The 24,865-nt window shown below is 62.8% G+C and carries 32 protein-coding genes; 16 read left to right on the top strand and 16 right to left on the bottom strand.

The features are described 5' to 3' along the window. Positions 1-4 precede the first annotated feature (4 nt). Entirely contained in the window at positions 5-1,186 is a 1,182-nt protein-coding gene (locus D3D01_RS00830; protein ID WP_121510931.1) for a redox-regulated ATPase YchF, read from the top strand. Positions 1,187-1,274: 88 nt separating this feature from the next. Then, complete coding sequence (locus D3D01_RS00825; protein ID WP_121510930.1) at positions 1,275-1,778, top strand: hypothetical protein; 504 nt, start codon at positions 1,275-1,277, stop codon at positions 1,776-1,778. Between the two features lie 45 nt (positions 1,779-1,823). Here the strand turns inward: D3D01_RS00825 and D3D01_RS00820 are convergent, their stop codons facing one another. The 3 genes from D3D01_RS00820 to D3D01_RS23375 are packed head-to-tail and all read right to left on the bottom strand — an operon-like array spanning position 1,824 to position 4,943. Further along, positions 1,824-3,038, bottom strand: coding sequence for a DUF5305 domain-containing protein (locus D3D01_RS00820; protein WP_121510929.1), 1,215 nt, complete (start codon positions 3,036-3,038; stop codon positions 1,824-1,826). 59 nt (positions 3,039-3,097) lie between these two features. Further along, positions 3,098-4,261, bottom strand: coding sequence for a signal peptidase I (locus tag D3D01_RS00815; protein WP_121510928.1), 1,164 nt, complete (start codon positions 4,259-4,261; stop codon positions 3,098-3,100). A gap of 31 nt (positions 4,262-4,292) precedes the next feature. Then, positions 4,293-4,943 carry a hypothetical protein gene (locus D3D01_RS23375; protein ID WP_147439892.1) on the bottom strand — a complete coding sequence of 217 codons (651 nt, stop codon included), beginning with the start codon at positions 4,941-4,943 and terminating at the stop codon, positions 4,293-4,295. A gap of 321 nt (positions 4,944-5,264) precedes the next feature. On the opposite strand from D3D01_RS23375, the gene D3D01_RS00810 reads away from it, so the two are divergent. Together D3D01_RS00810 and D3D01_RS00805 are read left to right on the top strand one after the other, a co-directional pair. After that, positions 5,265-5,861, top strand: coding sequence for a hypothetical protein (locus D3D01_RS00810; protein ID WP_121510927.1), 597 nt, complete (start codon positions 5,265-5,267; stop codon positions 5,859-5,861). Next, on the top strand, positions 5,858-6,310 hold the full coding sequence (locus D3D01_RS00805; RefSeq protein ID WP_147439891.1) for a hypothetical protein: 453 nt from the start codon (positions 5,858-5,860) through the stop codon (positions 6,308-6,310). The genes D3D01_RS00810 and D3D01_RS00805 overlap by 4 nt, the downstream gene beginning before the upstream one ends. Before the next feature lie 84 nt (positions 6,311-6,394). Here the strand turns inward: D3D01_RS00805 and D3D01_RS00800 are convergent, their stop codons facing one another. Next, on the bottom strand, positions 6,395-7,321 hold the full coding sequence (locus D3D01_RS00800) for a hypothetical protein (protein WP_121510925.1): 927 nt from the start codon (positions 7,319-7,321) through the stop codon (positions 6,395-6,397). 77 nt (positions 7,322-7,398) lie between these two features. Between D3D01_RS00800 and hisD the strand changes: the two genes are divergently transcribed. Continuing rightward, complete coding sequence (hisD, locus tag D3D01_RS00795; protein ID WP_121510924.1) at positions 7,399-8,670, top strand: histidinol dehydrogenase; 1,272 nt, start codon at positions 7,399-7,401, stop codon at positions 8,668-8,670. 89 nt (positions 8,671-8,759) lie between these two features. Then, positions 8,760-9,134 (top strand): iron-sulfur cluster assembly accessory protein, encoded by a 375-nt coding sequence (locus D3D01_RS00790; RefSeq protein ID WP_053968479.1) that lies wholly within the window; start codon positions 8,760-8,762, stop codon positions 9,132-9,134. On the opposite strand, the gene D3D01_RS00785 is transcribed toward D3D01_RS00790, so the two are convergent. The 7 genes from D3D01_RS00785 to D3D01_RS00755 all read right to left on the bottom strand — a co-directional run bounded on the left by D3D01_RS00785 (position 9,135) and on the right by D3D01_RS00755 (position 13,018). Then, entirely contained in the window at positions 9,135-9,335 is a 201-nt protein-coding gene (locus D3D01_RS00785; protein ID WP_004516608.1) for a dodecin, read from the bottom strand. It lies immediately after the preceding gene. A gap of 47 nt (positions 9,336-9,382) precedes the next feature. Further along, positions 9,383-10,042, bottom strand: a complete 660-nt coding sequence (locus D3D01_RS00780; RefSeq protein WP_121510923.1) for a hypothetical protein — start codon at positions 10,040-10,042, stop codon at positions 9,383-9,385. Next, positions 10,039-10,659 carry a hypothetical protein gene (locus D3D01_RS00775; protein ID WP_101349663.1) on the bottom strand — a complete coding sequence of 207 codons (621 nt, stop codon included), beginning with the start codon at positions 10,657-10,659 and terminating at the stop codon, positions 10,039-10,041. Before D3D01_RS00775 ends, D3D01_RS00780 begins: the two co-directional genes overlap by 4 nt. Before the next feature lie 58 nt (positions 10,660-10,717). Then, a complete protein-coding gene (locus tag D3D01_RS00770; RefSeq protein WP_121510922.1) occupies positions 10,718-11,632 on the bottom strand; it encodes a metal-dependent hydrolase in 915 nt (304 codons plus the stop codon). Between the two features lie 67 nt (positions 11,633-11,699). Next, the gene (locus tag D3D01_RS00765) at positions 11,700-12,233 is read right to left on the bottom strand and encodes a mechanosensitive ion channel domain-containing protein (RefSeq protein WP_121510921.1); all 534 of its coding nucleotides are present in this window, start codon (positions 12,231-12,233) and stop codon (positions 11,700-11,702) included. Between the two features lie 24 nt (positions 12,234-12,257). Then, positions 12,258-12,590 (bottom strand): hypothetical protein, encoded by a 333-nt coding sequence (locus D3D01_RS00760; RefSeq protein WP_101349666.1) that lies wholly within the window; start codon positions 12,588-12,590, stop codon positions 12,258-12,260. Positions 12,591-12,778: 188 nt separating this feature from the next. Then, complete coding sequence (locus tag D3D01_RS00755; RefSeq protein WP_121510920.1) at positions 12,779-13,018, bottom strand: DUF5816 domain-containing protein; 240 nt, start codon at positions 13,016-13,018, stop codon at positions 12,779-12,781. A gap of 72 nt (positions 13,019-13,090) precedes the next feature. On the opposite strand from D3D01_RS00755, the gene D3D01_RS00750 reads away from it, so the two are divergent. After that, the gene (locus tag D3D01_RS00750) at positions 13,091-14,449 is read left to right on the top strand and encodes a bifunctional UDP-sugar hydrolase/5'-nucleotidase (RefSeq protein ID WP_121510919.1); all 1,359 of its coding nucleotides are present in this window, start codon (positions 13,091-13,093) and stop codon (positions 14,447-14,449) included. Between the two features lie 32 nt (positions 14,450-14,481). Further along, positions 14,482-14,928: a universal stress protein gene (locus tag D3D01_RS00745; RefSeq protein ID WP_101349668.1), complete on the top strand. Its 447-nt coding sequence runs from the start codon at positions 14,482-14,484 to the stop codon at positions 14,926-14,928. Here the strand turns inward: D3D01_RS00745 and D3D01_RS00740 are convergent. Beyond that, positions 14,898-15,959, bottom strand: coding sequence for a mechanosensitive ion channel family protein (locus D3D01_RS00740; protein WP_121510918.1), 1,062 nt, complete (start codon positions 15,957-15,959; stop codon positions 14,898-14,900). The genes D3D01_RS00745 and D3D01_RS00740 overlap by 31 nt on opposite strands. 77 nt (positions 15,960-16,036) lie before the next feature. Between D3D01_RS00740 and D3D01_RS00735 the strand changes: the two genes are divergently transcribed. After that, complete coding sequence (locus D3D01_RS00735) at positions 16,037-16,771, top strand: proteasome assembly chaperone family protein (protein ID WP_121510917.1); 735 nt, start codon at positions 16,037-16,039, stop codon at positions 16,769-16,771. 125 nt (positions 16,772-16,896) lie between these two features. After that, positions 16,897-17,091 (top strand): hypothetical protein, encoded by a 195-nt coding sequence (locus tag D3D01_RS00730; RefSeq protein WP_101349671.1) that lies wholly within the window; start codon positions 16,897-16,899, stop codon positions 17,089-17,091. Positions 17,092-17,100: 9 nt separating this feature from the next. Here D3D01_RS00730 and D3D01_RS00725 read toward each other — a convergent pair whose 3' ends face one another. Next, entirely contained in the window at positions 17,101-17,322 is a 222-nt protein-coding gene (locus D3D01_RS00725) for a hypothetical protein (RefSeq protein ID WP_121510916.1), read from the bottom strand. 99 nt (positions 17,323-17,421) lie between these two features. Further along, entirely contained in the window at positions 17,422-18,273 is an 852-nt protein-coding gene (locus D3D01_RS00720) for a translation initiation factor eIF-2B (protein WP_121510915.1), read from the bottom strand. A gap of 90 nt (positions 18,274-18,363) precedes the next feature. Between D3D01_RS00720 and D3D01_RS00715 the strand changes: the two genes are divergently transcribed. Beyond that, a complete protein-coding gene (locus D3D01_RS00715; RefSeq protein ID WP_121510914.1) occupies positions 18,364-18,795 on the top strand; it encodes a type IV pilin in 432 nt (143 codons plus the stop codon). Positions 18,796-18,818: 23 nt separating this feature from the next. Here the strand turns inward: D3D01_RS00715 and D3D01_RS00710 are convergent, their stop codons facing one another. Beyond that, complete coding sequence (locus D3D01_RS00710) at positions 18,819-19,913, bottom strand: DoxX family protein (RefSeq protein ID WP_121510913.1); 1,095 nt, start codon at positions 19,911-19,913, stop codon at positions 18,819-18,821. A 120-nt stretch (positions 19,914-20,033) separates the two neighbouring features. Here D3D01_RS00710 and D3D01_RS00705 point away from each other — a divergent pair, with 120 nt between their 5' ends. The 4 genes from D3D01_RS00705 (at position 20,034) to D3D01_RS00690 (ending at position 23,202) form a co-directional block, all read left to right on the top strand. Beyond that, on the top strand, positions 20,034-20,513 hold the full coding sequence (locus D3D01_RS00705; protein ID WP_004516592.1) for an N-acetyltransferase: 480 nt from the start codon (positions 20,034-20,036) through the stop codon (positions 20,511-20,513). A gap of 39 nt (positions 20,514-20,552) precedes the next feature. Further along, entirely contained in the window at positions 20,553-21,731 is a 1,179-nt protein-coding gene (priS, locus tag D3D01_RS00700) for a DNA primase small subunit PriS (protein WP_121510912.1), read from the top strand. Next, on the top strand, positions 21,728-22,672 hold the full coding sequence (locus D3D01_RS00695; RefSeq protein ID WP_121510911.1) for a DNA replication complex GINS family protein: 945 nt from the start codon (positions 21,728-21,730) through the stop codon (positions 22,670-22,672). Before priS ends, D3D01_RS00695 begins: the two co-directional genes overlap by 4 nt. A gap of 101 nt (positions 22,673-22,773) precedes the next feature. Continuing rightward, entirely contained in the window at positions 22,774-23,202 is a 429-nt protein-coding gene (locus D3D01_RS00690; RefSeq protein WP_101349678.1) for a hypothetical protein, read from the top strand. Positions 23,203-23,233: 31 nt separating this feature from the next. On the opposite strand, the gene D3D01_RS00685 is transcribed toward D3D01_RS00690, so the two are convergent. Beyond that, complete coding sequence (locus D3D01_RS00685; RefSeq protein WP_121510910.1) at positions 23,234-24,319, bottom strand: S1C family serine protease; 1,086 nt, start codon at positions 24,317-24,319, stop codon at positions 23,234-23,236. A 146-nt stretch (positions 24,320-24,465) separates the two neighbouring features. Between D3D01_RS00685 and D3D01_RS00680 the strand changes: the two genes are divergently transcribed. Continuing rightward, positions 24,466-24,729: a hypothetical protein gene (locus tag D3D01_RS00680; protein ID WP_053968458.1), complete on the top strand. Its 264-nt coding sequence runs from the start codon at positions 24,466-24,468 to the stop codon at positions 24,727-24,729. Positions 24,730-24,865: the final 136 nt, after the last annotated feature.

The raw sequence follows: 24,865 nt of genomic DNA, 5'->3' as shown, positions 1-24,865 counted from the left end.
TGACATGCTCTCTATCGCGCTGGCCGGCAAACCGAACGCCGGCAAGTCTACCTTCTATAAGGCGGCGACGATGGCCGACGTGGACGTTGGGAACTACCCGTTCACGACCATCGACGCCAACCGCGGGGTCAGCCACGTCCGCACGGACTGTCCCTGTCTCGACCGGGAGGAGCGCTGTGGCGACGACAACTGCCGGGCGGGCAAGCGGTACGTCCCGGTAGAACTCATCGACGTGGCCGGCCTCGTCCCCGGGGCTCACGAGGGCCGTGGCCTCGGGAACCAGTTCCTCGACGAACTGTCGACCGCCGACGTGATTCTCAACGTCGTCGACGCCTCCGGCGGCACCGACGCCGAGGGCGAACCCGTCGAGGTCGGCGAGCACGACCCGGTCGAGGACGTTCACTTCATCGAGGAGGAGATGGACCTGTGGCTCGCCAGCATCGTCGAGCGCAACTGGGAGTCCATCGAGCGGCAGTCCCGGTCGCCGGATTTCAAGCTCGACGAGTCGCTCGTGGACATGCTGGCCGGCGTCGGGGCCTCCGAACTGGACGTAGCCCGCACCCTGCGGGACTTGGAGTACCCCGAGGACCCTATCGCCTGGACCGACGAGCACCGTGAGGCGCTGGCGACGGAGATCCGCCAGCGGACGAAGCCGCTCGTCGTCGTCGCGAACAAGGCCGACATCGCCCCCGAGGAGAACATCGAGGCCCTGCAGGCGGCCGCCGACGTGGTCGTGCCGGCGACGGCCGACGGCGAACTCGCGCTACGCAACGCCGCGCAGGCCGGCGTCATCGACTACGACCCGGGTGACCCGGACTTCGACATCGTCGGCGACGTGAGCGACCAGCAACGCGAGGGCCTGAACCGCATCCGCGACGTGATGGAGGAGTGGGGCGGCACCGGCGTCCAGGGCGCGCTCGACACCGCCGTCTACGACCTGCTCGACCACTTTACAGCGTATCCCGTCCAGAACGAGACCCACTGGACCGACGGTCAGGGGAACGTCCTCCCCGACGCGTTCCTGCTGCGCAGCGGGTCGACGCCGACGGACCTCGCCTACGCCGTCCACTCGGATATCGGCGACGGCTACATCCACGCCGTCGATGCCCGCGAGAACCGCCGTATCAGCGACGAGACGGAACTCGAAGAGGGAGCGGTCGTCAAAATCGTCAGCGACGCGAACTGAACTCGACAGAGTTCCGGGCGTCGCCGAACTGAACTGATGGGCGTGGGTGAAATCCACTGTTACTGTAAGTATTCGAATAATAACAAGTATGGTAGTCGGTCTCAGTGAGAGTATGGCGACAGAGAAGCCCGACAACATGCTACTGGACTGCTATCAGCGCTACATCGGCTCTCTGGAGGCGGTTTCGGAGGTCGACGTATACGCCGGCGCTGGGCTGACGATGGGGGGACTGCTACTGACCGTGGTCGGCTGGGGAGTCTTCCTCTGGAACGAGACCGCTACGTACGGAACAAGTCAGTTCTACACTGTCCGCGAACTCGCTATCGTGGCCGCCGGCCTGGGAATTCCCGTGTTCGTCCTCGGTGCTGTCGCGATGCTCCTCGGCAGCCACAGAACGACGGCTGTCGCAATAGGCGGGACGGCCATCTGTAGCGCCGCCGTCCTGTTGTTTGTCACGACATATCCGTCACAGTGGGATGCACCCGGTCGGTTCAACGCCCCGATCGGGGTCTCGCTGTACGGCCTGGGGCTCTCGGCGATGTTGTTCGCGTTTGGCGCGGCTTACAGCTGTCGTATGACTGGTAAGGTGTAACAACCCCAGTAACATGTTTCCAGTATTGTGTGGTGTAACGGGTCCTTACTCACCGCTGTGATCCGCGTCATCGGGACTGGTTTCTCCGGGCGCGTTCGCGTCCGGTTCGCCATCGGTCAGTTCGTTCGGGGTGAACATTCCCCTATTCGCATCGGCACCATCAGGTTCACTCCGATCTGTCTGGTCACCCTCTGGCTCGTCGAGCGCCGGCGGTTCGTACGCGTATCGGTACCCGTCGTGGAGTACGAAGAACACGCCGTCGTCCGGATTCTCGATGACGCTGTTATTGGTGTCGATGGCGAAGTCGACCAGATCACCGAGAGAGTCCGCTTCTGCCCGCGGCAGGTCAGCGGTCTCGCCCGGCAGTTCGATTCTGTTGATCCACTCGTCGTACGTGTCTCGGTCGTCCTCGAACGCGAGTCGCTCCCGTTCGGCGTCGGTGAGTGATAGCGCATTACGAGCCCGGGCTGCAAACAGCCCCACGAGGCCGACGAATCCGATACCGAACAGGAGCGGTCCCATGACCGACTGGAGGGTCCCCGGTTCTTGTGGTACCTCGACGGGGCGAGTCGTCTCCTCCTGATTTGTTGCCCCTGTTGCGTTGACGCTGTATCCACCGCTTTCTAGTGTGATAGGCATGGTATATTCGCGAGTCTGTGAGATTTCCTGACCGTTGACCGTGCCCGTGATAGTTACCGTGGTAAAGACGCTCATCTGTAGCTCTCCCGGTGGATTATCCAGCCGGTCGTCGATCTGCTGTGACTCGTTTCGTGCTTGCGTCACGTTGACCGCGTACGGGATCTGGACGGTCGATCCCGGCTCCACGTCTTCGGCCGTTCTGTTACCGAAGCCTGTCGTAGTCTGCCAGATCTCTGCTGTGCCGGCATCACGCTCTACAACCTTCCGCTTCCTGAACTGCTGGCTTACGCGCAAATCCAAAGCCCCGCTCTCACTGGCAGTATACTGGAACACGAAACTGCCATTCAGTATCGGTGTGATAGAGTCCAGATACAGCGGCTGTGCCCGTAGCGTCGTTCCCACATCGTACACCGGGTTCTCGTTGCTGACGGCCGCCGCGTGTGTGAATGTCCCGTTTGTTTCCCATACTGACACAATTTCCTGCTCGGTCGTGGTTCCCAGATTCACGTGCCCCTGATAGGTCAGCCACCCACCCGCCGCGGTGACGATGACTAGCACCGCGACGATACCGAGGAACTGCGCGTCGAGTATCTCCCGAACCCGGAGCCACCTCCGTGCCATGGCATGATTCGGAAAGGGAACCTGTTTTGTTATGGTTCCAATACCTCGGGGACGGAAGACTACCGATACAGATTCTGGATTCCTCTACGGAGTCGAACCCCGAATGACGACTCCCTCTCACGCGACCGGTCACGCACTCGTCCGGAGCCAGCGAGCGACACGCCCACGAGGTAGAATGGAATCCCGAGCATGGCGTCGATGACGACGATGGGCGCCCAGGGGTGGACCTGGTACAGCGCGCGTATCGTACTCTGTGGCAACAGCGCTAGATATCTGTACTCTGTGAGATAGTAGCGGTAGTAGCCGGTCTCCGGCGGTGCGGAAAGCGTCAGTGTGGTGTTCTGGACAGACCGCGACTGGACCGACAGCTCTCGGGGCTGAACACCGACTGTGTCACTCCCCGGTTCGAGGAAGACGACCACCGGAACGACGCCGCCGTTGCCGATGGGGTAGGTCACCGATTCGCTGGTCCCTTGTTCGATGACACGCGGTCCCGGTGAATCGCTTTCCGCGCTGACGACGCCGAACTGCTGGGAACCGGCGGGGCCGACCATCGCCGCTGTCGCGCTGAGGACGATGATAGCGGTGAAGACAGCGATAAGTAGGTGTGCGCTCGTGCCGGTGTCGCGGAACCGCTCCCGTGAGGTCCGGTCCCGGCTGCTGTCCCGCCACGTATCGACCCCATAGAACAGTATCGAGAGCGCGAAGATGAGGTAGGCCAGCCCCTGGACGCCGAGCAGCGAGCGGGTTCCGAGTGCAGCAGCGAGTGTCCCCTGTACCGTCCGCAAGACATCCTGGGTCCCAGTGACAACTGTTCCGATACCGGGAATTGCCAGCACCTTGCCGCCTGGTTGCCAGACGACTGCGACTATTTGTTCGTCTTTGACTAGTGGTTCACCGCTGTCTTGATCCGTGAACGGATTGGCGTCTCCCTTTGTGATATATCCGCGATCAGTCTCCCCAACGATTCGGTGGGTTGTCAGGCCGCCACCTTGGATTTCCTCTGCGCGGAAGACGACAACATCACCCTCTGAAACTGGTCCGATTACAAATGATGGTATAGAGACAAATCCATCCCCGACATTTAATGTCGGTTCCATGCTGCCAGTCTCAACGAAGCTAAGCAGGACTGGATGATCGAAAATTTGTCCAATAATAAGTACTACGACAAAAAAGAGCAACAATCTATAAAATAATCTCACAAACCAGTATCTGCTGGGCATCTATACAATCAATAAAATATACTGCTATATTTTATGGACCCTTCTCAGCTACTTGGGCAAATTCCTGCGAGAAGGCCCAAACATCCAGAGTAGCAGAGACACTCGCACCTGAACCAGGTATATCAAATATGTACCAATCCGGCGTTAATTCTTTGCCTGGGCGAAGGATATACGGATCGCTTGCAGGGTTCCAACCTTTGGTAGTATCATTGGTGCTTCCACTTCTATAGGCACTCGGCATTGCTTCTCCTTGATTGATTTTTCCAGCATTTCTGTCCTCATCAAACCACCCATGCTGTGCGGTACCCAGAGCATTTTTTACTTCATCGTACATATTCGCATTAACTGGTGGTTCCTCTCGGTCATTGCTAGCCGCAGCCCCAGCATTATCAACAAAAATTCCGAGTGACTGGTTACTGGCATTCCTTATCGTGAATAGGTCGTAAAATTCTAAGTCTGCGTCTGGGTTTAGATCTGGCAGGTCAAGTTCAAGAGCATCATCATTATTATAGCTAGCATATTTACTCGTAGCCACTAATTGGACTTCGGCACTAGCATCACCAACAACGGATATGCTTACATCCCGTCCTGCAGTCACTCTGTCAACTGCACCAGTACCCATTGCAGCCGCCGAACCGGCGGCGAGCGATCCCATTCCGACGAGGAATTTGCGTCGTTGCATTGTGTTGTCTCCGTGTGCACACCCGTTCGACCAGTCACGTCACCGACACCACGCCTGAGGTGCGCTCACTTGCAGCAATAACCTATCACCCCTTTGGTATACACAGCGGCCACACTGCAGAGACAGATTGCGCCGCTGCAATCATCGTTTGCGGTGTGCAATCGGTGTTTGCAGGATTCTAATCAGGCCTTACTCGCCAGGCCCGCAGAACTGAGGGTGTTGGCTAAATGATAGCGTCACCTTATCAATAAGTGTATATTTATTAACTATGTGGTGTCATAACATTTCACAGTTTGCGGGAACTGCGTGGTGGCAGTATGTATGAGCGAGACAGTAGTCGATACTTCCCAGGGCGGTGGAGGACAGGACCGAAATCAGCGGCCCACGGAGGACCAAGTATTCGAGATACTCAGCAACAGGCGTCGGCGGTACGTATTTCACTATTTAAAACAACGTGACCGAGAAGTCTACCTCAGAGAGGTGGCCGAACAGGTGGCGGCGTGGGAGAACGACAAGTCCACTCGGGACTTATCGTCAGCGGAGACCAAGCGCGTGAAGACGGCGCTGCATCAGCACCACCTCCCGAAGATGGACGACAGGGGCTTCGTGCAGTACGACGCGACGCGGGAGACGGTGCAGTTGGACGAGAATGTCGCCGATCTGGAGGTGTACCTCGACGTGGTGCCGGGAGCCGACATCCCCTGGAGTCTCTATTATCTGGGACTCGCGGGGCTCGGGATTGTCATGCTGACAGGTGCGTGGGCGGATCTGGGGCCGCTGGCGTCGATTCCCGAATTCTCCTGTGCCGCGTTCATCGTGGTGACGCTGCTGGTCTCGGCCACCATCCACACGTACGTCACGTATTCGCGGCTCCGGCTCGGTGGGACCGAGAAGCCGCCGGGGGTGAGCGACAAGTGAAGCTCAGTTCCGTGTCGGTTGCGCTGTGTGCGCTTGCGGTGTCGATGACACTCGTCGTTCAGACGGGGGCGTTTACCGCCGTTTCCGCTGACCGCTCGATAGAAGTAACCGTCGCAGACGACGAGGATGCGCTGTTGGGTATCGACGTACAGTCGGTCGCAGTCGAGCGCAACACGACCGCGAACGTGACGCTGCTGACTGTCGAGAACCGGTTCGACAGTCCTATGAATCTCAAGACGGCGGTGACCGGTCACGAGGACAATCAACGATTGAACGTTACGGCCGTTGACGCTCCGGCGTCGCTCAGTAGCGGCGAACAGGGCAGTGTGGTGGCGACTGTCGAGTGCGTGAACACGACGGTAGCAGAGGCCGTCGCTGTCGATCTCACCGCTTCGGGTGACGGGGCCAGTGTTGCGCTATCGCGGGACTTGGACGCGAAGTGCGTCTAAGCAATTCAAACAACCTCACTCCGATTTTTCAGCGGGTCTCAGTCAAAGAAACCGACAATCTCTCAGATTATTGGTTTTAGCGCCTTATTCCGGTAGCAGGTCCCGCAGCGTCGCCCGAATGTCCTCGCTCCCCGGACTCTGTGGCACCTGCCCGAGCACGTCCCGTCCGAGTCGGTCCGTCGCCGCCCCGACCGAAATCTGGTCCAGCAGGCCCCCGTATTTCAGCGCCAGCCGCGGCGACACGTCGAACAGCAGGTCACGCTTGCCGATGAGCGAGTGCGTGATTGAGAGAATTTCGACGGCCCGGTCGACGTACTGCTGTCTGGCGTCGTCGTCGCCGTAGCCATCGAGGGCGGCCAGCAGGAACTGCTCCAGTTCGGCCTCGCGGTCGCGGAGCGCCGGCGGGTCCGGGAGCATCGTCGTCCCGTCGGGTCGCTCGGGGAGCATGCTCCGGCGGGGCGCATACGAGAGGACCGCGCCGGTGGTCGGCGTGGTCGCGGCGGGTAGTGGTGCTGCCAGCCGCTTCGAGGGGTTCGTATCGGTGAAGACGACGTGGAGGTTCGACGGCTCGCCGCTCACGGGCTCGTCCCAGCCGTCGGGCGTGTGCGTGTAGCCCCGCCGGAGCGCCTCCTGTAGCGTGCGCGGAATCCGCCCGCCCTCGCCCTGTAGTTCCAGATGGAGCACGACGGGCCCGTCATCGCTCTCGTCGATCACGGACCACAGGGCCGGGAGCGCGTCCGCGGCACCGGCCGAGAGTTCGTAGCAGCGACAGTCCTGCTCAGCGGCCAGCAGCCGGGCGAGCGTGCTGCCGCGCCACCCGGTCAGGTCGGCGATGTAGAACCACGGGAGCCCGTGTATCGGGCCGACTGCGGCGTCGCCGGCCGCCGGATCGATAGCCGGTGGAACTGTCTCCAGATAGCCGTCAATAGTCGCCAGTTCGGGCGCGAAATACTCCGTCGTCGCTGGAGGGAGGTCGGTCGTCCGGCGACGGTGGTCGTCGACTGAGGCCATAGCCGGTGTACGCCCGAGTGTCGGAAAACGCTGACGAGAAGGGAAACCCGTTTTTTGCCCCGTCCCGAACCGGGTGTATGAACGTACGGACGATAGCCGACCTGGGTCCCGACGAGCGGGCCGCCTTCTTCCACCGCGACGCCGGCGTCGACGCCGTCAGAGACGACGTGCGCGACATCGTCTCGCAGGTCCACGAGGAGGGCGACGTGGCGCTCCGGCGCTTCGCCGAGGAGTTCGACGACGTGTCGGTGGGCAACATCGACATCACGGACGCCGCCGAGCGGGCCTACGAGGAGATCGACGACGAGGTGCGGGAGGCCATCGAGGACGCCGCGGCGAACATCCGCGCGTTCCACGAGCGACAGGTCCCCGAAGACTGGCGCGACGACTTCGACGGACGGGAACTCGGCCGTCGGTACCGGCCGCTCGATAGCGCTGGTGTGTATGCGCCCGGCGGCACAGCGGCCTACCCTTCGAGCGTGCTGATGGGTGTCATCCCGGCGAAAGTCGCCGGCGTTGAGCACGTCGCCGTCGCCACCCCGCCGGCCGAGGAGGTCAATCCCGTCACGCTGGCGGCTATCCACGTCGCCGGAGCCGACGCCGTCTATCAGGTCGGCGGCGCACAGGCCATCGCGGCGCTCGCCTACGGGACTGAAACCGTCAGCGCGACCGACATTGTCGTTGGCCCCGGCAACCGCTGGGTCACGGCGGCGAAGGCCGAGGTCCGTGGCGACGTTGCCATCGACTTCCTCGCCGGCCCCTCCGAGGTCATGGTGGTCGCCGACGGCGACGCGGACCCGGAACTGGTCGCAGCGGACCTCGTCGCACAGGCCGAACACGACGAGAACGCCTCCGTCGTCGCCGTCACCGACGACGAGACCCTCGCCGAGCAAGTCGTCGAGGCCGTTGACGAGCAGGCCGACGGCCGGGAGCGCGAGGCGGTCATCCGCGCCGCGCTGGACAACGACGCGTCCGGCGTCCTCCTCGCTCGCTCGATGAGCGAGGCTGTCCTCTTCGCCGAGGAGTACGCCGCCGAGCACCTCTCGATTCAGGCCGACGACGACGAATCGCTCCTCGAACGGATTCCCTCCGCCGGGTCCGTGTTCCTCGGCCCGTACAGCCCTGTTGCGGCCGGCGATTACGCGACCGGGACGAACCACGTCCTGCCGACCGGCGGCAGCGCACGAGTCTCCGGCGGCCTCTCCGTGGACACGTTCGTCCGGTCGACGACGGTCCAGCGACTCTCGAAGGACTCGCTGGACGATATTTCGGACACGATTACAACCCTCGCCGAAGCCGAAGGGCTGGAAGCCCACGCCCAGAGCGTCCGCAAACGGTTCGAGGAGTAACGCGGTTCCCGGTGGCCGTCCGTCTCTGACGCTTGCCACGGTGTTCCACCGGCGTCACTGTTAACACGTTCGGGCGTGGATACTTGTGTATGAGCAGCACAGCGGACGACGGCGACCCGAACCTCGGGGGCGAGGACGTAGCCGTCACCGAGCAGGCAGCGGGAGAGGCACTGGACCTTCTCGAAAGCGAAGGCATGGACGTCGAGGAGTCCGGGCTCCGCCTGTACGTCCAACAGGGCGGTTGCGCCGGCCTCTCATACGGGATGCGGTTCGAACACGAACCGGAAGACGACGACGAAGTGTTCGAGCGCAACGGGCTTCGCGTGTTCGTCGACGACGCCAGTATCGACTACATCGAAGGGTCAGTACTCGACTATGAGGGCGGCCTGCAAGGGGCCGGGTTCCACGTCCAGAACCCGAACGTGGTCAGCGAATGCGGCTGTGGCGAGTCCTTCCGAACGTAGCTACTCTTCGAGTTCGAACGCTACGACGACCTCGGCCTGGTACTCGCGACCTTCGACGCTGGCGATTTCGACGCCGAGTTCTTCCACTTCGACCCATTTGAGATTGTCCAGTGTCGCCTCCGCGCGCTCGATGGCGTCGTCGGCGGCTTTATCGAAGCTTTCCGAACTGGTTCCGATGAGTGTGATCTTTTTGAAAACCATCTGCGTGACATTTGTTCACACACCGATGTGATAAAACTACGGACAGGTCACTGCGACTGGCGGTTCAACAGTGCCTCGACGTGACCGACAGCGTCGGTGAGATGTGCGGTCCCCCAGATAGCCACAATAATGGCGCCGATACCATCGAAAACGAGATCGAGCATCGTGTCGCTGAGCCCGAACTGTGTCAGAATCGTGTCGTTCCCGGTCGCCGACGCGGCGAGGCTGATCGAGAACTCGATAACCTCCCAGAAGACGCCGAATGCCATCACGAACAGGAGGAGGAACACGAACATGAACCGCGGGGGAATCAAGATCTCATCGGTGTGTTCGTCGAGCGCGCGAACCGTCGTGTACCCGACCGCGGCGACGACCGACGACGAGAGAGCGTGGGTGAAGTGGTCCCACCACCAGATGGTGACATAGAAGTTCTCCTCGGCCCCCGGGAGACCAACGGTCCCGAGTGCATGGAAGAACGCCGCTGAGGTGATCCACAGAGTCAATGCTGGGTCGAGCGCGATGCCGTAGTCCCGTTCCAGCAGCGCCGGGAGTTGCGTGACGAGGATGGCGACGCCCGAATTGACGATGATACCGACGTTGCCTCGCTCGATCCCAACCGCAAGCAGGCCGATGAGTGCGAGTGACAGGGCTCGCGAAAGCCGTTGCTGTGTCGCTGTGCTGATGCTGAAGCGGTCACGGACCCTCATACGTCCGACTGGACCTCCTCGGGGACGCGGCTGATCCCGGCCTGCCGGCGGACGTAGTACGCGAAAACCACGCCGGCACCGATGCCGGCGATAGTCGACGCGACGAACTCCCACATCACCGCTTCCTCGATGACGTGTTCGGACACCGTCGGATCGAGGATGAAGGTGGTCCCGAGAAACTGGTCGGCTACCCAGCGGACGACGGCCCAGACGCCGGCGGTAGCCATCGTGGTTATGGCGACGAAGACGACGGCGAACCGGGGCGTCATCCGGACGGGCGTAAAGAGCTGGAGTTCGACGGCGAGGATGAGCGCGATGGCGGCAACCGAGAGGTAGGTCGCGAGATTGCCGGTCATCGAGAGCGTTGCAAACAGACGGCCAACGACGGGCGACGCCGCAAGCAAGAGGATTTCCCAGGGGAGCATGGCGTCCCGGTTGCGCAATAGAACCGGCGGAAACAGCGCCAGCGCCGCAACGGCCGCCGCGAATCCGGCCCACAACAGGTCGGCCTGAACGGCACTTGTCACCGAAACGGCCGCCAGCATAGCGACGATGCACCACGCCGCGAGGGCGTTGACGCGCCTGTCCCGGAGCAACCGCGCCACGTCTCGGCTCATATTGTCTGGTGAGCCCGGACTGGAAAAACCCTATCGACCGATATCGGCGGGGACTGTTTCAGACAGCCCCATATGCCATGGCGTACGCGAGTGCGGCGATGGTCACCGCTGCCAGCCCCGTCACGACTGTCTCCAGCCAGTCGACACCGTCACTGAAGGGCCGAGTCGGTGCACCGACGACGCCCAGCGCGAGGACGCTGAACACGAAGTGTGCCGACTCTTCGAGCGTCGGTGCGGGCAAGAACAGGACAGCTGCCCCGTAGCCAATTCCCAGCGCTGCCCGGGGACGGACGAGTTCGGTCAGCACGTATCCGCGGAGGTGGGCGTACGTCCACACGGCGAGCCACACCGTCGCGAGTTCGATGGCGAACGCCGCCAGGAGGTGCGTCGTCGGGTCGGGGTGGAGTATCACCCGCTCGGCGACGAGGCTCACGTCGAAGGGGTAGAAGAACGGGGGCGGGCCGCCAGTAAAGAGGTCACCGAACGGGTGGGTAAGCAGTCCCAGTAGGGCCAGCCCCGCCACCGTCCGGGAACTGATGTCGCGTGACTGTGCGACTGTGGCGACACCAAGCACGGCTACGATGAATACGAGCGTCACGAGTCCTGCGACGGGACCGCTAAGTGTGCCCGTGAGAACAGTCAGTGCGACGCCGATGGCCAGCACGAGGGCTCGGCCAGTCCGAGAGTTACTTGCCCAGAGGCCGGCCGCGGCGGCGAGTACGACCCCCAGCACGAGCGAGTGTGTCGGCCCGCGGTGGACGACGTTCGCTGTCTCCCAGAAGCCGTCCGCTGTCAGGTTCTCGGCAGCCCCGACGAGGAGTCCGAAGGGGGCGTAGACGATGTCAACGTCGGGAGTTGCGGCGAACAGGCCGGCCACGACGCCCAACTGGACCGCTCGCTCGCGCGAGAGTCCAAGCCACCACGCGGCGAGGGCTCCGAGGGCGAACGCAAACAGCGCATGCCCGACGAACATACATCGAATATGATGGCGAGAGGCTTAAACACCTCGTGTGAACGGGTAGCGCGGGACTCGCCCTCGTTCAGGACTCGGCGCTGACTTTCGTCCAGCGTTCTTCGATGGCCGTGTTAGCTCTGACGACGGTGTCACCGTCGACACGGAACCGCGTCTTCCGGAGTTCGATGGCGGCCACCTCGCCGGTGGTGTCGCCGGCTTTGACCGTGTCACCGGGGTTGAAGTCGGGGTCGCGGAGGAGATAGACGCCCGCGACGGCGTCCTTTATCATCTCCGAGAGCGCGTACGAGACGCCAAGTGCGAGGAATCCGGCCGCCGTTCCGAGAGATGCGGCGATGACGGTCAGGCCGACGATAGAGAGGAACGAGAGCGCCACGCCGAACCACAGAAACACGAGTACGATCACCGACAGAAACTGTCGGTACACGGGTGATTCGCCGGGTAGCGACCGCTTCAGAACGGCCTGGACGACGAACATGATTGCCTTGATGCCGACTGCAGCGATGGCGAGAAAGACGAACGCGGTTATAAGCCGCGGGAGTGCGTCGACGACGTTCGTGACTAGCTGTTCGAGTGCTCGATTGATGACACCGACTTGCACGCCGGATGGTGAACGGAGAGACTCCTAAGTGTTGGCGTCAGCCGACATGGCTGTGTCGTCGGGGTGACGAACCACCTCGTAGTCGCCATCTTCGGTGATTTCAATGACGGCCCAGTCATATGATACGTCTAGCCGATTGAGACGGCGGCTGAGGTGTGTTGCCTCGCCAGTGCGTGTGACGAAACAGCGCAGATTGCCGCTCTCTGGTATTGGGTCCTGCGAGTCGAGCACTGAGACCGTGACGACCCGCCAGTCGTGTTCCGCTCGCAGTTCGGTGCCAGTGCGCGACACGGTGTATCCGAGGTCGTCGAATATCGACCGGGCCTGCTCGTCGAGTGATGTGGTAACGGCCCCCATCTGAAAGTTAGTATCATTGGCTATTGCATAAACGTTCCCACTAGACACCTATCTGACAGTTCACTGGGACAGACGGCGGCTGCGCTGAGCGGGTGGATCGGTACTGGCAGGGGACCGGTTCTCTGAGCGACTGTCCGACTCACCGAGGCGGTCAGAAGGGAAAACAGTCCGGTCGCCCGGGTCCGCTGTCACTCGTGGGCGGCGTCCCACTCCTCGGCCTTGCGGAGGTTCGAGCAGTCGTTACAGCGGATGCGCCCCATCGAATCCATCGCGTTGTTGAACGTCTCGCAGTTGCTACAGAAATAGCCCCAGCGCCGCTCGCGGTCGGCGTCGCGGTAGACGACGTAAAACGCGCCTTTCGTGCCGATGTCGCCGTCGCTGCGGTCGACATACAGTGTCTCCTCGTCAGGACCGTCGAGTGCGTCCATACGTGATCATGACAGGCCAGCGGCTAAATCACTGCGGAAACCATTAGTGACTGGTTCCCCTGCACTGTGGGTGTGAGTCCCCGGCTGATTCAATACTCTGACGTGGAGAAAGCGTACGACACACCCGAGCGAATCGGTCGATTCGCGGGGACAGTGGCCGCCGCTGATGGCTCGGATGCGCTGGTGGTCGGCACCGGGGACAACACCGGTCCGGGGGTGCTGTCGCTGGTCACCGACGGCGAGCAGTCGCTCGACCTCTTTACCGCGCTGACGCCCGCGTTCGAGACGCTGGGCAACCACGATTTTGACCACGGACTCGATGCGACGCGGGCGATTATGGCACGGTCGCCACAGACGTGGCTGACTGCGAACGTCGAACAGGACGGCGAGCGGTTCGCTCGACGGGTGACCCGACCGTGGGCGAGTCGGGCCGTCGACGGAGTGCAGGTCGGTTTCGTCGGCGTCACCAGCCCGGACACGGCCTCGGCTAATCCACAGGCGACGACGCTGACGTTCACCGACCCTGTCGAGGCCGTCAGCGAAGCGGCCACAGCGCTTCGGAACGACGGGGCGGCCGTCGTCGTCGTGCTCTCACACCTGGGGCGGGCTGACGAGAAACTGGCCCGCGCTTGCGACGTAGACGTAATCCTCGGCGGGCACGTCCACGAGCGCCGTATCGACCGCGTCGCCGGGACGTTGCTCACCAGACCCGGAGCCAACGGCCAGGCCGTTGTCGAGGTGGACCTCACCGGGCCGAAACCGACTGCGCAGTTCCGCGAGGCCGCCGACGGCCCTGTCGACGCCCGACTCGCGGCAGCTATCGAGGACAGACTCTCCGCAGCTGGACTGGACGAAGTCGTTGGGCATGTCGCCGAGCCTCTCGACCGACGGCAGGCGACGACCTACGGCGGCGAGTGTCGGCTCGGCAACCTCGTCGCGGACGCGTACCGGTGGACGACGGGCGCAGATGTGGCCCTCCAGAACAGCGGCGGTCTCCGGAACGACACGGTTCCGCTCGATGGGGCGCTGACGGTCGCCGATATGATTTCTGTCGTTCCGTTCGAGGAACCGCTGACTGTCGCCGAACTGACGGGCGCGGAGCTCCGGACGCTGTGTCGACAGGGAAGCGGACAACAGGTCGCGTTCGGCGACCAGAGCTGGTGGCACGCTCATTTCAGCGGCGTCGAACTGATCTGGAACGATGAGACACAAACCATCGAGCGACTGCGGGTCGACGGAGAGCCGGTCCGCGACGACGAGACCTACACGCTCGCGACGAGTAACTACCTCTACTACACCGAGCTGGAGTTTCCGGTCCTCACCGAGTCCCACCGGGTCAGCGTCGCCGACGTACAGTACGAAGCGCTGGCCGACTACGTCCGCGAGACGGACATCGACCCGGCGGTCGATGGGAGACTCACTCGCCGCTAGCGATTTAAACCTCGGCACGGTACGTTCGGCCGATGCCACAGGTCGTCGTCCCGGTCAGATACCCGCTCTCGGAGAACTCCCGAGCCACGCTCGCGGAGGCCATTCAGATCGCCGACGAGGAAGACGCGGACCTCACCGTCCTGCATGTAAACCTATACCAGAACAGCCACCGTGTCGACCGGACAGAACTCAAACGTGCCGTCGAGCAGTCGTTCGGCCACGTCCCGCGGACGCGGTACGTCGTCCGGTCGGGGATGCTCGTCGAAGAGACTATTCTCGACGAGGTCGCCGCACAGGACGCCGACATCGTCGTCATCGGGAGCAAACAGGCGAGTCGCTGGCGACAGATGATCCGCCGGCTGGTCGACGACCCCGATGTCGAACAGTTCCTCCGCGAGGAACTCGACTGCGAAATCGTCACCGTCGAGCCGGATGCCCAGTCTAGCCGTCACTCGTCGGCGAGGTCATCAGGGTCCTGATGTGGTGGGACGGGTGAGTCACCGGTGGCCGTACGGGTCCGGTCAATGCCGTCTATGGCATCAAACCCGTTATTGAGTGAGACGTTCATTTCACCGCTGGTGTCGTCAAAGTACAGGTGCGAGTGGGGATAGGCGATCTCGACGTCTGCATCTTCCAGCCGCTGCCAGACGTTTGTCTGGACTTTCGAACGGACAGCGAGCAGTTTGTACGGTTCGGTCACCCAGTACCGGAGTGTCAGCAACACACCGTGGTCGGCGAAATTGTTGATATACACTGTCGGCGAGGCGGGATATCGGGCCGCACCGACGCGGATGTTCGGCCCGCCGGAGATGACGCTGTCCACTTCCCGGGCCGCCGCTTCGATAAGAGTCCGCGCAACAGCGATGTCGCTTTCGTAGGTGACCAGCACATCGAGGGACAGCCGCGTCCGTGAGTCCTCCGCGGAGTAGTTGACGACATCCCGCTGGCGGATCTCCCCGTTGGGGATGACGAGAAACGTGTTGTCGAGGGTGAACACCTTCGTGTGTCTGAGCGTGATGTCCTCGACGAACCCTTGCTGGCCAGTGTCGGCGAGTTCGATCATATCACCGATTTCGTAGGGCTGGTCGGCCAGCAGGAACACCCCAGAGATATAGCTGCCAAGGATCGGGGCGAGCACGACACCGACCACGGCCGTGAACACGGTGACCGAGAGGGCGATGTCACCCAGTTGGAGGCCGTAGATGTTCAGAATAGTCAGCAACGCGAAGACGTACACGCTGACACGGATGCCGCGCAGAACCGTTCGGGTGAGGCTCGGCCGCCGGAACTGCTGAGCGACGCGTCGACCGAGAAGACGGACGAGAAGACGGGAGACAACGATTGCCAGCCCGATGACAATCAGAGACCGCCCGATGTTCGCCGCCCACACCGGAATCGAGAACGGGAGCAACCCACCGATGTCAGTCGCCACTTCTGTCGCCACTTCCGTCGCGGCTTCGGTCGGCGTCGGAGTGGGCGTCTGCAACGGCCAGACAGGGCCAAAACGCATGCCAGGGATTCAACCCCGCCACGAAAAAAGGATTCCCCTCCCGAACTACTTAGCCCTCGCACTCCGACTGACCGACTATGTCTTCCGATGACATTTCGGTGGTCCTCTCAGATGACCGGCAACCGGTCGATACGCTGGTAATCGGTGTCTCTGAGTACGGGCTGGCTGGCCTCACCGCCGTCGATTATCTCGCCGACCAAGACTCGATGCACAAGGTCGGCCACCTGCGGACGACGGAACCGCCGTTCATCACGCCCTTCGAGAACGGGACCCCGAGACACCACACGCGGCTGTACGCGGACGAGGCAGCGTCGTTTGCCGTCGTCGTGGGTGAGCGGTTCGTACCGCCGGCCCAGGCTGGAGCGCTCGCCGCGGCAATCACGACTGCTGGGAGAAAACTAGATGCTTCGAACATGACGATGCTCACCGGCGCTCCCGTCGCACACGGCCCGGAAGACCACGTTCCGTTCTACATCGCAACGCCAGCGTACCGGGACTCGTATCTCGACGACACCGACATCAGGCCGATGGGGAACGGATTTCTCGATGGACTGAGTGTGGAGCTAGTCGCGCGAGGCATTGATGAGTCGTTTCCGACCGGCGTGTTTACGACGCCGACTCACCCGCAAGCGCCCGACGCGGCCGCCGCAATCAGACTGCTCACCGCGCTGGGAGCGGCCCACGCAATCGACATCGACACCGGGCCGCTGGAAGCCTTCGCCGTGAACATCCAAGCCCACTACCAGGCGCTCACAGAGCGGATGGAGGCGGCCGATTCCGAGCAGTTCCCAGATGACCGAATGTACATGTAAGGGACAATATCTAGAACAAATATCCATAATTCGGGGAATTTAAACTATGATAATTCCACATCGTGCGTGAACAATCAAACATTCTGCCGACACATTTTTCAGCCTACAGCGCGTTCTTTTCCTTGATGACCTCCACCGAAATCTACACGACCAGCGCGGTCGATTCAGACCCCCCACCACAGACACGGTCCAAGACATCGCTGTTCTGTCCCGACTGCGGTCACGAGAGCGCAGTGACTGGCGACTGGACAGCCAAAGCAACCGAGAACAGTTTGGAGCTCCGGTGTCCGGACTGTGACGCCGTCGTCCAGCAGCGGTAGACTGCGTACTTACCTCTCATCCTCTGTCGAGGAGGAATGACTGGTGTTCTCAGCAGGCGGATCCACTTTGATGAACGCAACAACGAGATACACCACTGCGCCAGTGGCCAGTATGAGCAAGTAGCTCGCTTCTGAAGAACGCTGCAGACTCACTCCAACAGTGGCAAGCGTTACAACAAGTACCGCGGTACACCGGCGGATGGTTTGACGAATGAGGGCAGTGTCGTCCATACGTGGCTTCTTCACTGCCAGTAACAAGAACCTTCGACCCAGCTTTTTCTTACTAGGACCCGCCGTGCTGACTACCGGACGAACGTACAGCGGCCCGTCTCAGTACTCGTGGATCCCGTCGTCAGTGACGACCGTATCCAGTAGCTGCGTCGGCGTCGCGTCGTAAGCCGGGTTTGCGACCTCGAATCCGTCTGCGGGCTCCCGGAGTACTTCCGACGGCGACCGAATCTCGTTCTCGAAGGCGAAGGCCCCGTCGACGTATTTCGCGGCAGCCCCGACCACCGTTACCGGAACGTCGTTGTCCGCCGCCGCTGTCGCAATCGGATACGTGCCGATGCGGTTGTACAGCGTGTCGTCGACGATGCAGTCCATGCCAACGAGCACGCGGTCGACCTCTGACATGAAGTGGCCGGCGGCGCTGTCGACGATGAGCGTCACGTCAACCCCGTCCCGGTCGGAGAGATGGCGCGTCATCTTTCGGCCGAGGAAGCGCGGTCGTGACTCCGTAACGTACACCTCGAAGCTGTGACCGACTTCGATAGCATCGTCGATGGCCGCAAGGACCGTCGAGGAGAAGTCATGCGTCAACAGCACGTCGTCATCGGCAATCTCCGAGACGGCGCGTGCAGCGGCGCGGTCTTTCGACGACTCGACCGAGTCGATAACGTCGTCGATAGCCTCGTTCGTCAGTTCCTTGGCGGCCGCCACGTCGTCGGGCTCCGCATCTGAGACGGTGTTCACGATCCGGTGCTGGGTCGTGTGGAGGGAGGCATGCGAGGGGTTCGCCCGCCGGAGGGCGCTGCTGTTGCGGTCGAGCGAACGGAGGTAGTCATCGACCGTCGGGTATTCCCTGTCAGTCAGGTCCCGGAGCGCCTGGGCGGCTTTGACTGCGACCACGGAGGAACTGTGGGTCTGCATCTCTGAGATCTCCTCGACAGTCTCGTCTATCATACCGGTGGCTGTGAGTTGAACCGATATGTGTCTTCCCCTCGCCGTCGAACAGCATTTAACGCCGTCTCACATTAGGGGTGATAGACGGCTATGGGACGGCTCAGCACTGACACGGTCGGGATGACAGAGGGCATCGGCGTCGCCGTACTCGTCGGAATGACGCTACTCGTGACGGCGATTGTCGGGCTGAACGTCCTCGTCATCGAGGACGATGACGGCGGCGGCCCGCAGGCGAACTTCAGCTACGACTACGTCGCGGACAGCGGTGCCCTCATCGTCACCCACGAGCGCGGCGACGAGTTCGAGGCCGGCAACGTCGAGTTCGAGGGGCCCGACGCGCGGGTCACCTGGGCGGAAGTGGCCGGCCGGGAGCCCGCGGCGGCCGTTGTGCCCGGCGACATCGTGCAACTGAGCAACGGGAGCGCCTACGGACAGCGGGTCAGGGGCCAGGACACGATACGAATATACCACAACGCGAGCGGAAACCGGACCCAGCTGGACCAGTGGGACGGCGCGAACTGACCTGCGGGACTGCTGTGGCCTGCTCAGTCAGCCGACACGACGGTCTCCCGGTCGCTCTGTGCCGGCCGACCGAACCAGTCATCGAACGAGAGCGGTCCGGCACCCATCGTGAACACCGCCGAGGCCATCCCGAACAGCGTGATGTGCGCGAGTACCGGGTCGTCCGGGAGTCCGAACAGCGTCGTGGTAAACAGGACAAAGGACACGGCCGCGGCCCCGCGAGTCATGAAGCCGAATATCAACACCAGTCCGACCAGCATCTCGGTCAGGCCGGCCCCGAGCACCCACATCCCGGGGTCGACGGGGACGACGGCAGTGAGGTCGTACTTTTCTACGACCAGAAGCGCCTGACCGGGTTCGGCGAGCTTCTGGAACAGTCCGAGATAGATGAACGTCACACCCATGCCGATCCGGACGATGACCGGGACGTACTCGCGGTACGGTGCCGTCGCCGAGTCGAGAAAAGCCTTGAGATAGTGGACCGGGTCGACGCGGCCGTAGTAGGTCCCGTCAGTGCTGGCGACCTGCTGGAGCATGTGGTCAGCGCTCGGGCGACCACCGCCAAGAATCAATAGCGCCAGAAACGCCGGCACGTACTCCATAGCGAGAATGACGCCGAGGTCGACGCTCAGCGCCCAGCCGTAGGTCACTATCCCGACCGCCGTGACGATACGGGTCGCGAGTCCGAACAAGAGCGTGAAACCCAACCCGATGAACAGGATGCGGACAGCCGGGCTCGTGGCGGGGTTAAACGTCACTGTCGGGGCAAACAGATACCCCTGAAAACCGGCACCGACGAGTGGCAGTCCAACGCTGAGCCGGAGCATCCACGGGACGAGGTCCGCGTAGCCGACGAGTACGTCCCGGAGGATGACGATGTCCGCAATCGTCGGCCGGACCCGGAGATACGCTACGAGGCCGACAGTCACGGCCACGCCCGAGACGCCGAAAACCGCCGCGTTCACCGGATTAGACAGCACGGATATCGCAAACGCTACCGCGTCAAGGGCCTCGCCCGGCCCGTCCGTCACGTAGTCGACGTGTGCCGCCGCGGGTCGCGACAGGAGAGCGAGCGTGAGGACGGCGGTGCCGATAAAACTCGGTACGCGTGTGTCCATACCTGAGAATTCGTGTGCTATCCACCTAACCCTGTTCGTCCGGTTCGCGGCGCTGGGCGTTGAGATACCCCTCTCTGTAGGCGGTGGAATTATATCCACGCCTCTACTACTTATACGGCAGTGAGCGTCAATATCGAGACACAGATCGTCGAACGCGGAGACGACGAACACGTCGACGCGGCGTGGCGGCTCAAGGAGGACATCCGCGAGGCTGACGGCGTCCTCCGGCAGCGACGGGGGTTCTTTCGTGACGCCTACCGACGGTCGACCACCTATCTCTACATCGACCGCTCCAGAGACCGCCTCATCGGCTTCGCCGCGGTTCGACGCGACGGCTACATTCTCTTTCTCGCAGTCGACGACGAGTACAGGGGCCACGGCTTCGGCAAGCGACTCGTCGCTCGCGTCGCCGAGGACTACGGCAGCGTGACCTGCCACGCCCGGGCGACGAATCGGGAGGCACTCGGCTTCTACAAACACATCGGCTTCGAGATTACACGGCGCATCGACAACTACTACGAGGACGGCGGCGACGCATACTACCTCAAACTTGGAGAGGACTCGATTACGGACAAACTGTCGAAGTTCCTGCGCGGTTAAGCGAACGCTTTTCAAGGGACCTCCCCAAGCAGGTAGCCGATGGAAGAGCGGACCCGCGCGTACCTCCGTGGCCGGTTCGGCGACCACTACCGCCAGGCATCCGTAACGCCGCCGCCGGCCGCAAACGAACGCGAATGGGGGTTCATCCCGTGGACTGAGGGCCCCGGCGAGACGATGGTCCGCCATCGCTCGCTGCTGGACCTCGGCGAAATTGAGGACTTCCTCGGCCGGCGGAAGCCCCGCCACGTCTACTTCTCCGCGGGCCGCTATGACGAACCGAGCGCCTCTACGATGGCAGAGAAGGGCTGGCGCTCCTCGGACCTCGTGTTCGACCTCGACGCCGACCACCTGCCCAGCGTCGTGCTGGGCGAGGACAGCTACGCCGAGATGCTCGAAAAGTGCAAGGACGCGCTGTTGCGGCTGCTCGACTTCCTGGAGGACGACTTCGGCTTCGAGGACCTGACGGTCGTCTTCTCCGGCGGTCGCGGCTACCACGTCCACGTCCGCGACGAGCGCATCCGCCACCTCGAACGGGACGCGCGCCGGGAAATCGTCGACTACGTCCGCGGCATCGGGCTGGAGTTCGACGAACTCGTTGACGAGGAGGCCGTCGCCGGCACGGCTGGCCGGTCCAGCCCGGCCCAGAAGCGGACGCTCTCAACGGAAGGCGGCTGGAGCGCTCGCGCCCACCGCCACATGCTCGCCGTCGTCGACGACCTGCTAGCGATGGAGGAGGCCGACGCGCTGGACCGACTGCAGGAGTACGACGGCATCGGCGAGGGGAAGGCGACGGCGGCGCTGAACGCCGCCCGGTCGAACTACGAGCAACTGGAGGCCGGCAACATCGACGTGCATCCAGCGTTCTACCAGTTGGCGAAAATCCTGCTTCACGAGGTCGTCGCGGCGGACAACGCGCCGATAGACGAGCCGGTGACAACGGACACGAACCGACTCATCCGCCTGCCTGGCTCGCTACACGGCGGCAGCGGGCTGGAAGTCCAGCGTATCGACCGCGAGGACCTCGACGCGTTCGACCCGCTGGTCGACCCCGTCCCGGAGACGTTCCGAGGTCACGACATCACCGTCGAGGTGACCGACGGCGGGCTTGTCGAACTGGATGGCGATAGCTTTACACTGGAGGCGGGTAATCAGACTGTACCAGAGCACGTGGGCGTGTTTCTCATGGCCCGCGGGCGTGCCGAGAAGGGGAAGGAATGAACGTAGACGAGCTCCAGTCCGTCCAATCGCGCGAACGCCAGACAGATCAGCTTCAGCAGCTGCGCGAGACGTTCTACGAGGACGCCGGACAGTTCATTCAACAGCTCCGGACCGAGCGCGAGCGCGCGGCCGAGCGCGCCGAGGACCCGTTCGACTCCCCCGAGGTCAACCGCCTGACCGACGACATCAAGACCGCAGAACAGACTGTCGAGGCCGTCTACGAGCGCCGCGTCGGCAAGATAGTCAAGATGGCGTCACTGGCCGCGGCGGACATGCCGACCGAGGACGACGGCCTCACGCGGGAGGAGCGGGACCTGTTCGAAACGATGGTCGATGCTATCGAATCCAATCGGGGTCACGTCCTTGACGTGATCGCCGGCGAGGCCCCGACCGGCGCGGTCGGCGACGAGCCGAAATCCGATGAGCGACAGGCCCCCGATCCGGAGCCACACCAGACGGCGAACGAACCGGCAGCCAATGAGTCCGAGCCGGTATCGACACCGGACTCGGGCGTCGACGCGGCTGACATGATGGGCAGCGGCGGAGACCAGTCGCCGCCAGCGGCGGACTCCGACGCACCGACGCCGCCGCCCGAGCTAGACACGGACAGCAATCCCACTGCCGCCGGACAGTCCAACCCGGCGGACGTGCCGGCCGAAGACGACGTTCCGGTCCCACCGGCCGAAGCCGGCGCTGAGTCCGACCCCGAACCGGGAACGGACCCGACACAGGCCGACGGCGGCCGGCAGTCACCAGGCGGTTCTGATGCGTCCGGGGCCGCCGACGTGGACCGACGAACGGTGCGCATTACGGACGACGTGGGCGAGATATTCGGCGTCGACCAGCGCGAGTACGACCTCTCGACCGACGACGTGGTGACGCTGCCAGCCGACAACGCTGACCCGCTGGTCGAACAGGACGCTGCCGAGCCGTTAGAGTAAGCCGGCCGGTGGAAGGAACTGGCCGCTGTACGAAGCGCCGCCCGACGAACTGCTTCGTGGCGGCGATGGGCTATTTATATTGAGTCGTCAAGCTGATACGTATGAACACGCACGTCCGAATCGTCGTTGCCTTGCTCCTCGGTGCACTCGTGTTCGCAGTCACAACCGTCGCAGTGACCGCCGGCTTCGAACCGGGGATAGAGTTCTCGCTGCTCATCGGGTTCCCTGTGGGCGTTTCAGCCGGTCTGACGGCGCTGTTTGCCGGCTACGTCCTGCTGTGGTACCGCGACCTGGCGGCCGCGGGTACGGTCTCCGAGCGCGCGGTTCGCCTTCGACTGGCCGCGCTGGCGACCGTCGCTGACTTATTCGTCGTTACTGCGGCCGGCGTTACCATCTACACACTCGCGGATGGCAGTACAGGTATCGGACTGCTGGTCGCGGGACTCCCGGTGACACTTCCGCTGGCTGCCGTCGTCGGGTATCTCACCGCCGGTCGCAGGCGTCGCGGACAGGGTTGGTTCCGAACGTAGTGACGCGCGCTGCCACAACCGCTGAACCGGCCTACGGCTCTGGTCTGGTTCCGAGCGTGAGTGCGACTGTCTCCTGTGCCCCGTCGCGCTCGACCAGAACGTCGACCGTCTCGCCGGGACTGGTCTCCAGTGCGAGGAAGCTTCCGAGCGCCTGTCGCGTCGGCGTCGGGGTGTCGCCCATCTGCCTGACCACGTCACCGCCAGTGGGAATCGCCGCCTCCGAAATCATCGTCTCCCCGTCACTTCCCTGCAGAACGCCCGCCGCCGGGCCGCCCTCAAGGATGCTGTCGATGTACACGCCAGAGGCTGGGTCTAGGTCGTTTGCCTCGGCGAGTCGGGGCGACACGCCCCGGAGGCCAACACCCATATACGGGTGATCGTAGTCGCCGGTCTGGATGAGCGACGGCACGACACGCTGAGTCAGCGGGGCCGAGATGGCGAATGCGACGTTGTCGCCGCCGCCCGAATTGATGACGCCGAGTACGTCGCCGTCTAGCGTGACCAATGGTCCGCCGCTGTTGCCTGGGTTGACCGGGGCGTCGGTCTGGACCGCGTCTGCGATGGAGAAGTTGTTCGCGCTCTGGAGCGTGCGGTCGACGCCGCTGACGATACCCGCAGACACTGACCCGGACAGCCCGAACGGGTTCCCGATAGCGACGACTTCGGTCCCGACGGTGGGTTCAGTCTCGGCAAACGAGAGCGGTGTCACGTCCGGCGTCGCACCGACACGGAGGACCGCAAGGTCGCTGTACACGTCCGCACCGACCACGGAGGCGGAGCGCCAGCCGGTGTCTGCGAAGCGGACGTAGTATTCGTCTCCGCCCGCGACGACGTGTTCGTTCGTGACGATATGCCCGTCATCGATGAGGAAGCCGCTCCCCTGCCCACCACGGGCGTCTTCGGCGTACACCCTGATTGAGACGACGGCATCGGCTACCGCCCGGTACACGTCGGTGTAGACACTGTCTGACTGTGCGAGTGCGTCGGCCGACCCTGACTGATCCCCGGTGTCACCGCCAGAGGTGCTGTCTGTCCCGAGACTCTGACAGCCAGCCGTGGCCGCGACAGCTGTCCCGAGGGCTCCCAGCATCGCCCGGCGAGTAAGAGACTGTTTCATACTGGAGCGTGGGTCTGGGCTGCGAAAAAGGCACGGTCAGGGCAATTTATCGTGGCCAGGTTGCTTGATTGCTGTTGACTGGGGCTTTCAGTTCGACCCGGAGAGCGGGCACAAACTACAATCGTCCCGATAGCATACGGGGGCGCATGGCAGAGGATTCATCGGGAACGAACACGCCGACACCGGGGTTCCTGTTGCCCGGACTGCGATGCGGTGTCGAGATGGCACTTGTCGGAACGATCGTGTTGCTCATCGGCCTCCCGACTGAGGAACCGATACGGCTTGGAATCGTCTTCCTGTCGGCGCTACTGGCGATGACTGTCGTACTGTTCTGGGCCGTCGGTCGACACATGCGGCGCTGGATCCGGTACGCACAGGGGAAACCGACGCGGACGACACCGTTCGAGTGAGTGGCGGCCGGCAATGCCAGCTACACGGTCGATACTGGCTGGGTTAATAATAAGACCGCACTTATTTATTAACTAATCCCAGTTTGTGGGCCATATTTAGCAGCTGGATTAATAAGACCGGGTAGTCTAGCACCGG

Origin of the sequence: Haloarcula sp. Atlit-7R, from assembly GCF_003666065.1 — an archaeon.
Lineage (GTDB): Archaea > Halobacteriota > Halobacteria > Halobacteriales > Haloarculaceae > Haloarcula > Haloarcula taiwanensis.
This window is presented reverse-complemented; position numbering and strand designations above follow the sequence as displayed.

Coding starts and splice junctions, on each gene's coding strand:
- D3D01_RS00830 (WP_121510931.1), top strand. CDS start 5: ATGCTCTCTATCGCGCTGGCCGGCAAACCGAACGCCGGCAAGTCTACC.
- D3D01_RS00825 (WP_121510930.1), top strand. CDS start 1,275: ATGGTAGTCGGTCTCAGTGAGAGTATGGCGACAGAGAAGCCCGACAAC.
- D3D01_RS00820 (WP_121510929.1), bottom strand. CDS start 3,038: ATGGCACGGAGGTGGCTCCGGGTTCGGGAGATACTCGACGCGCAGTTC.
- D3D01_RS00815 (WP_121510928.1), bottom strand. CDS start 4,261: ATGCCCAGCAGATACTGGTTTGTGAGATTATTTTATAGATTGTTGCTC.
- D3D01_RS23375 (WP_147439892.1), bottom strand. CDS start 4,943: ATGCAACGACGCAAATTCCTCGTCGGAATGGGATCGCTCGCCGCCGGT.
- D3D01_RS00810 (WP_121510927.1), top strand. CDS start 5,265: ATGAGCGAGACAGTAGTCGATACTTCCCAGGGCGGTGGAGGACAGGAC.
- D3D01_RS00800 (WP_121510925.1), bottom strand. CDS start 7,321: ATGGCCTCAGTCGACGACCACCGTCGCCGGACGACCGACCTCCCTCCA.
- hisD (WP_121510924.1), top strand. CDS start 7,399: ATGAACGTACGGACGATAGCCGACCTGGGTCCCGACGAGCGGGCCGCC.
- D3D01_RS00790 (WP_053968479.1), top strand. CDS start 8,760: ATGAGCAGCACAGCGGACGACGGCGACCCGAACCTCGGGGGCGAGGAC.
- D3D01_RS00785 (WP_004516608.1), bottom strand. CDS start 9,335: ATGGTTTTCAAAAAGATCACACTCATCGGAACCAGTTCGGAAAGCTTC.
- D3D01_RS00780 (WP_121510923.1), bottom strand. CDS start 10,042: ATGAGGGTCCGTGACCGCTTCAGCATCAGCACAGCGACACAGCAACGG.
- D3D01_RS00775 (WP_101349663.1), bottom strand. CDS start 10,659: ATGAGCCGAGACGTGGCGCGGTTGCTCCGGGACAGGCGCGTCAACGCC.
- D3D01_RS00770 (WP_121510922.1), bottom strand. CDS start 11,632: ATGTTCGTCGGGCATGCGCTGTTTGCGTTCGCCCTCGGAGCCCTCGCC.
- D3D01_RS00760 (WP_101349666.1), bottom strand. CDS start 12,590: ATGGGGGCCGTTACCACATCACTCGACGAGCAGGCCCGGTCGATATTC.
- D3D01_RS00755 (WP_121510920.1), bottom strand. CDS start 13,018: ATGGACGCACTCGACGGTCCTGACGAGGAGACACTGTATGTCGACCGC.
- D3D01_RS00745 (WP_101349668.1), top strand. CDS start 14,482: ATGCCACAGGTCGTCGTCCCGGTCAGATACCCGCTCTCGGAGAACTCC.
- D3D01_RS00740 (WP_121510918.1), bottom strand. CDS start 15,959: ATGCGTTTTGGCCCTGTCTGGCCGTTGCAGACGCCCACTCCGACGCCG.
- D3D01_RS00735 (WP_121510917.1), top strand. CDS start 16,037: ATGTCTTCCGATGACATTTCGGTGGTCCTCTCAGATGACCGGCAACCG.
- D3D01_RS00730 (WP_101349671.1), top strand. CDS start 16,897: ATGACCTCCACCGAAATCTACACGACCAGCGCGGTCGATTCAGACCCC.
- D3D01_RS00725 (WP_121510916.1), bottom strand. CDS start 17,322: ATGGACGACACTGCCCTCATTCGTCAAACCATCCGCCGGTGTACCGCG.
- D3D01_RS00720 (WP_121510915.1), bottom strand. CDS start 18,273: ATGATAGACGAGACTGTCGAGGAGATCTCAGAGATGCAGACCCACAGT.
- D3D01_RS00715 (WP_121510914.1), top strand. CDS start 18,364: ATGGGACGGCTCAGCACTGACACGGTCGGGATGACAGAGGGCATCGGC.
- D3D01_RS00710 (WP_121510913.1), bottom strand. CDS start 19,913: ATGGACACACGCGTACCGAGTTTTATCGGCACCGCCGTCCTCACGCTC.
- priS (WP_121510912.1), top strand. CDS start 20,553: ATGGAAGAGCGGACCCGCGCGTACCTCCGTGGCCGGTTCGGCGACCAC.
- D3D01_RS00695 (WP_121510911.1), top strand. CDS start 21,728: ATGAACGTAGACGAGCTCCAGTCCGTCCAATCGCGCGAACGCCAGACA.
- D3D01_RS00690 (WP_101349678.1), top strand. CDS start 22,774: ATGAACACGCACGTCCGAATCGTCGTTGCCTTGCTCCTCGGTGCACTC.
- D3D01_RS00685 (WP_121510910.1), bottom strand. CDS start 24,319: ATGAAACAGTCTCTTACTCGCCGGGCGATGCTGGGAGCCCTCGGGACA.
- D3D01_RS00680 (WP_053968458.1), top strand. CDS start 24,466: ATGGCAGAGGATTCATCGGGAACGAACACGCCGACACCGGGGTTCCTG.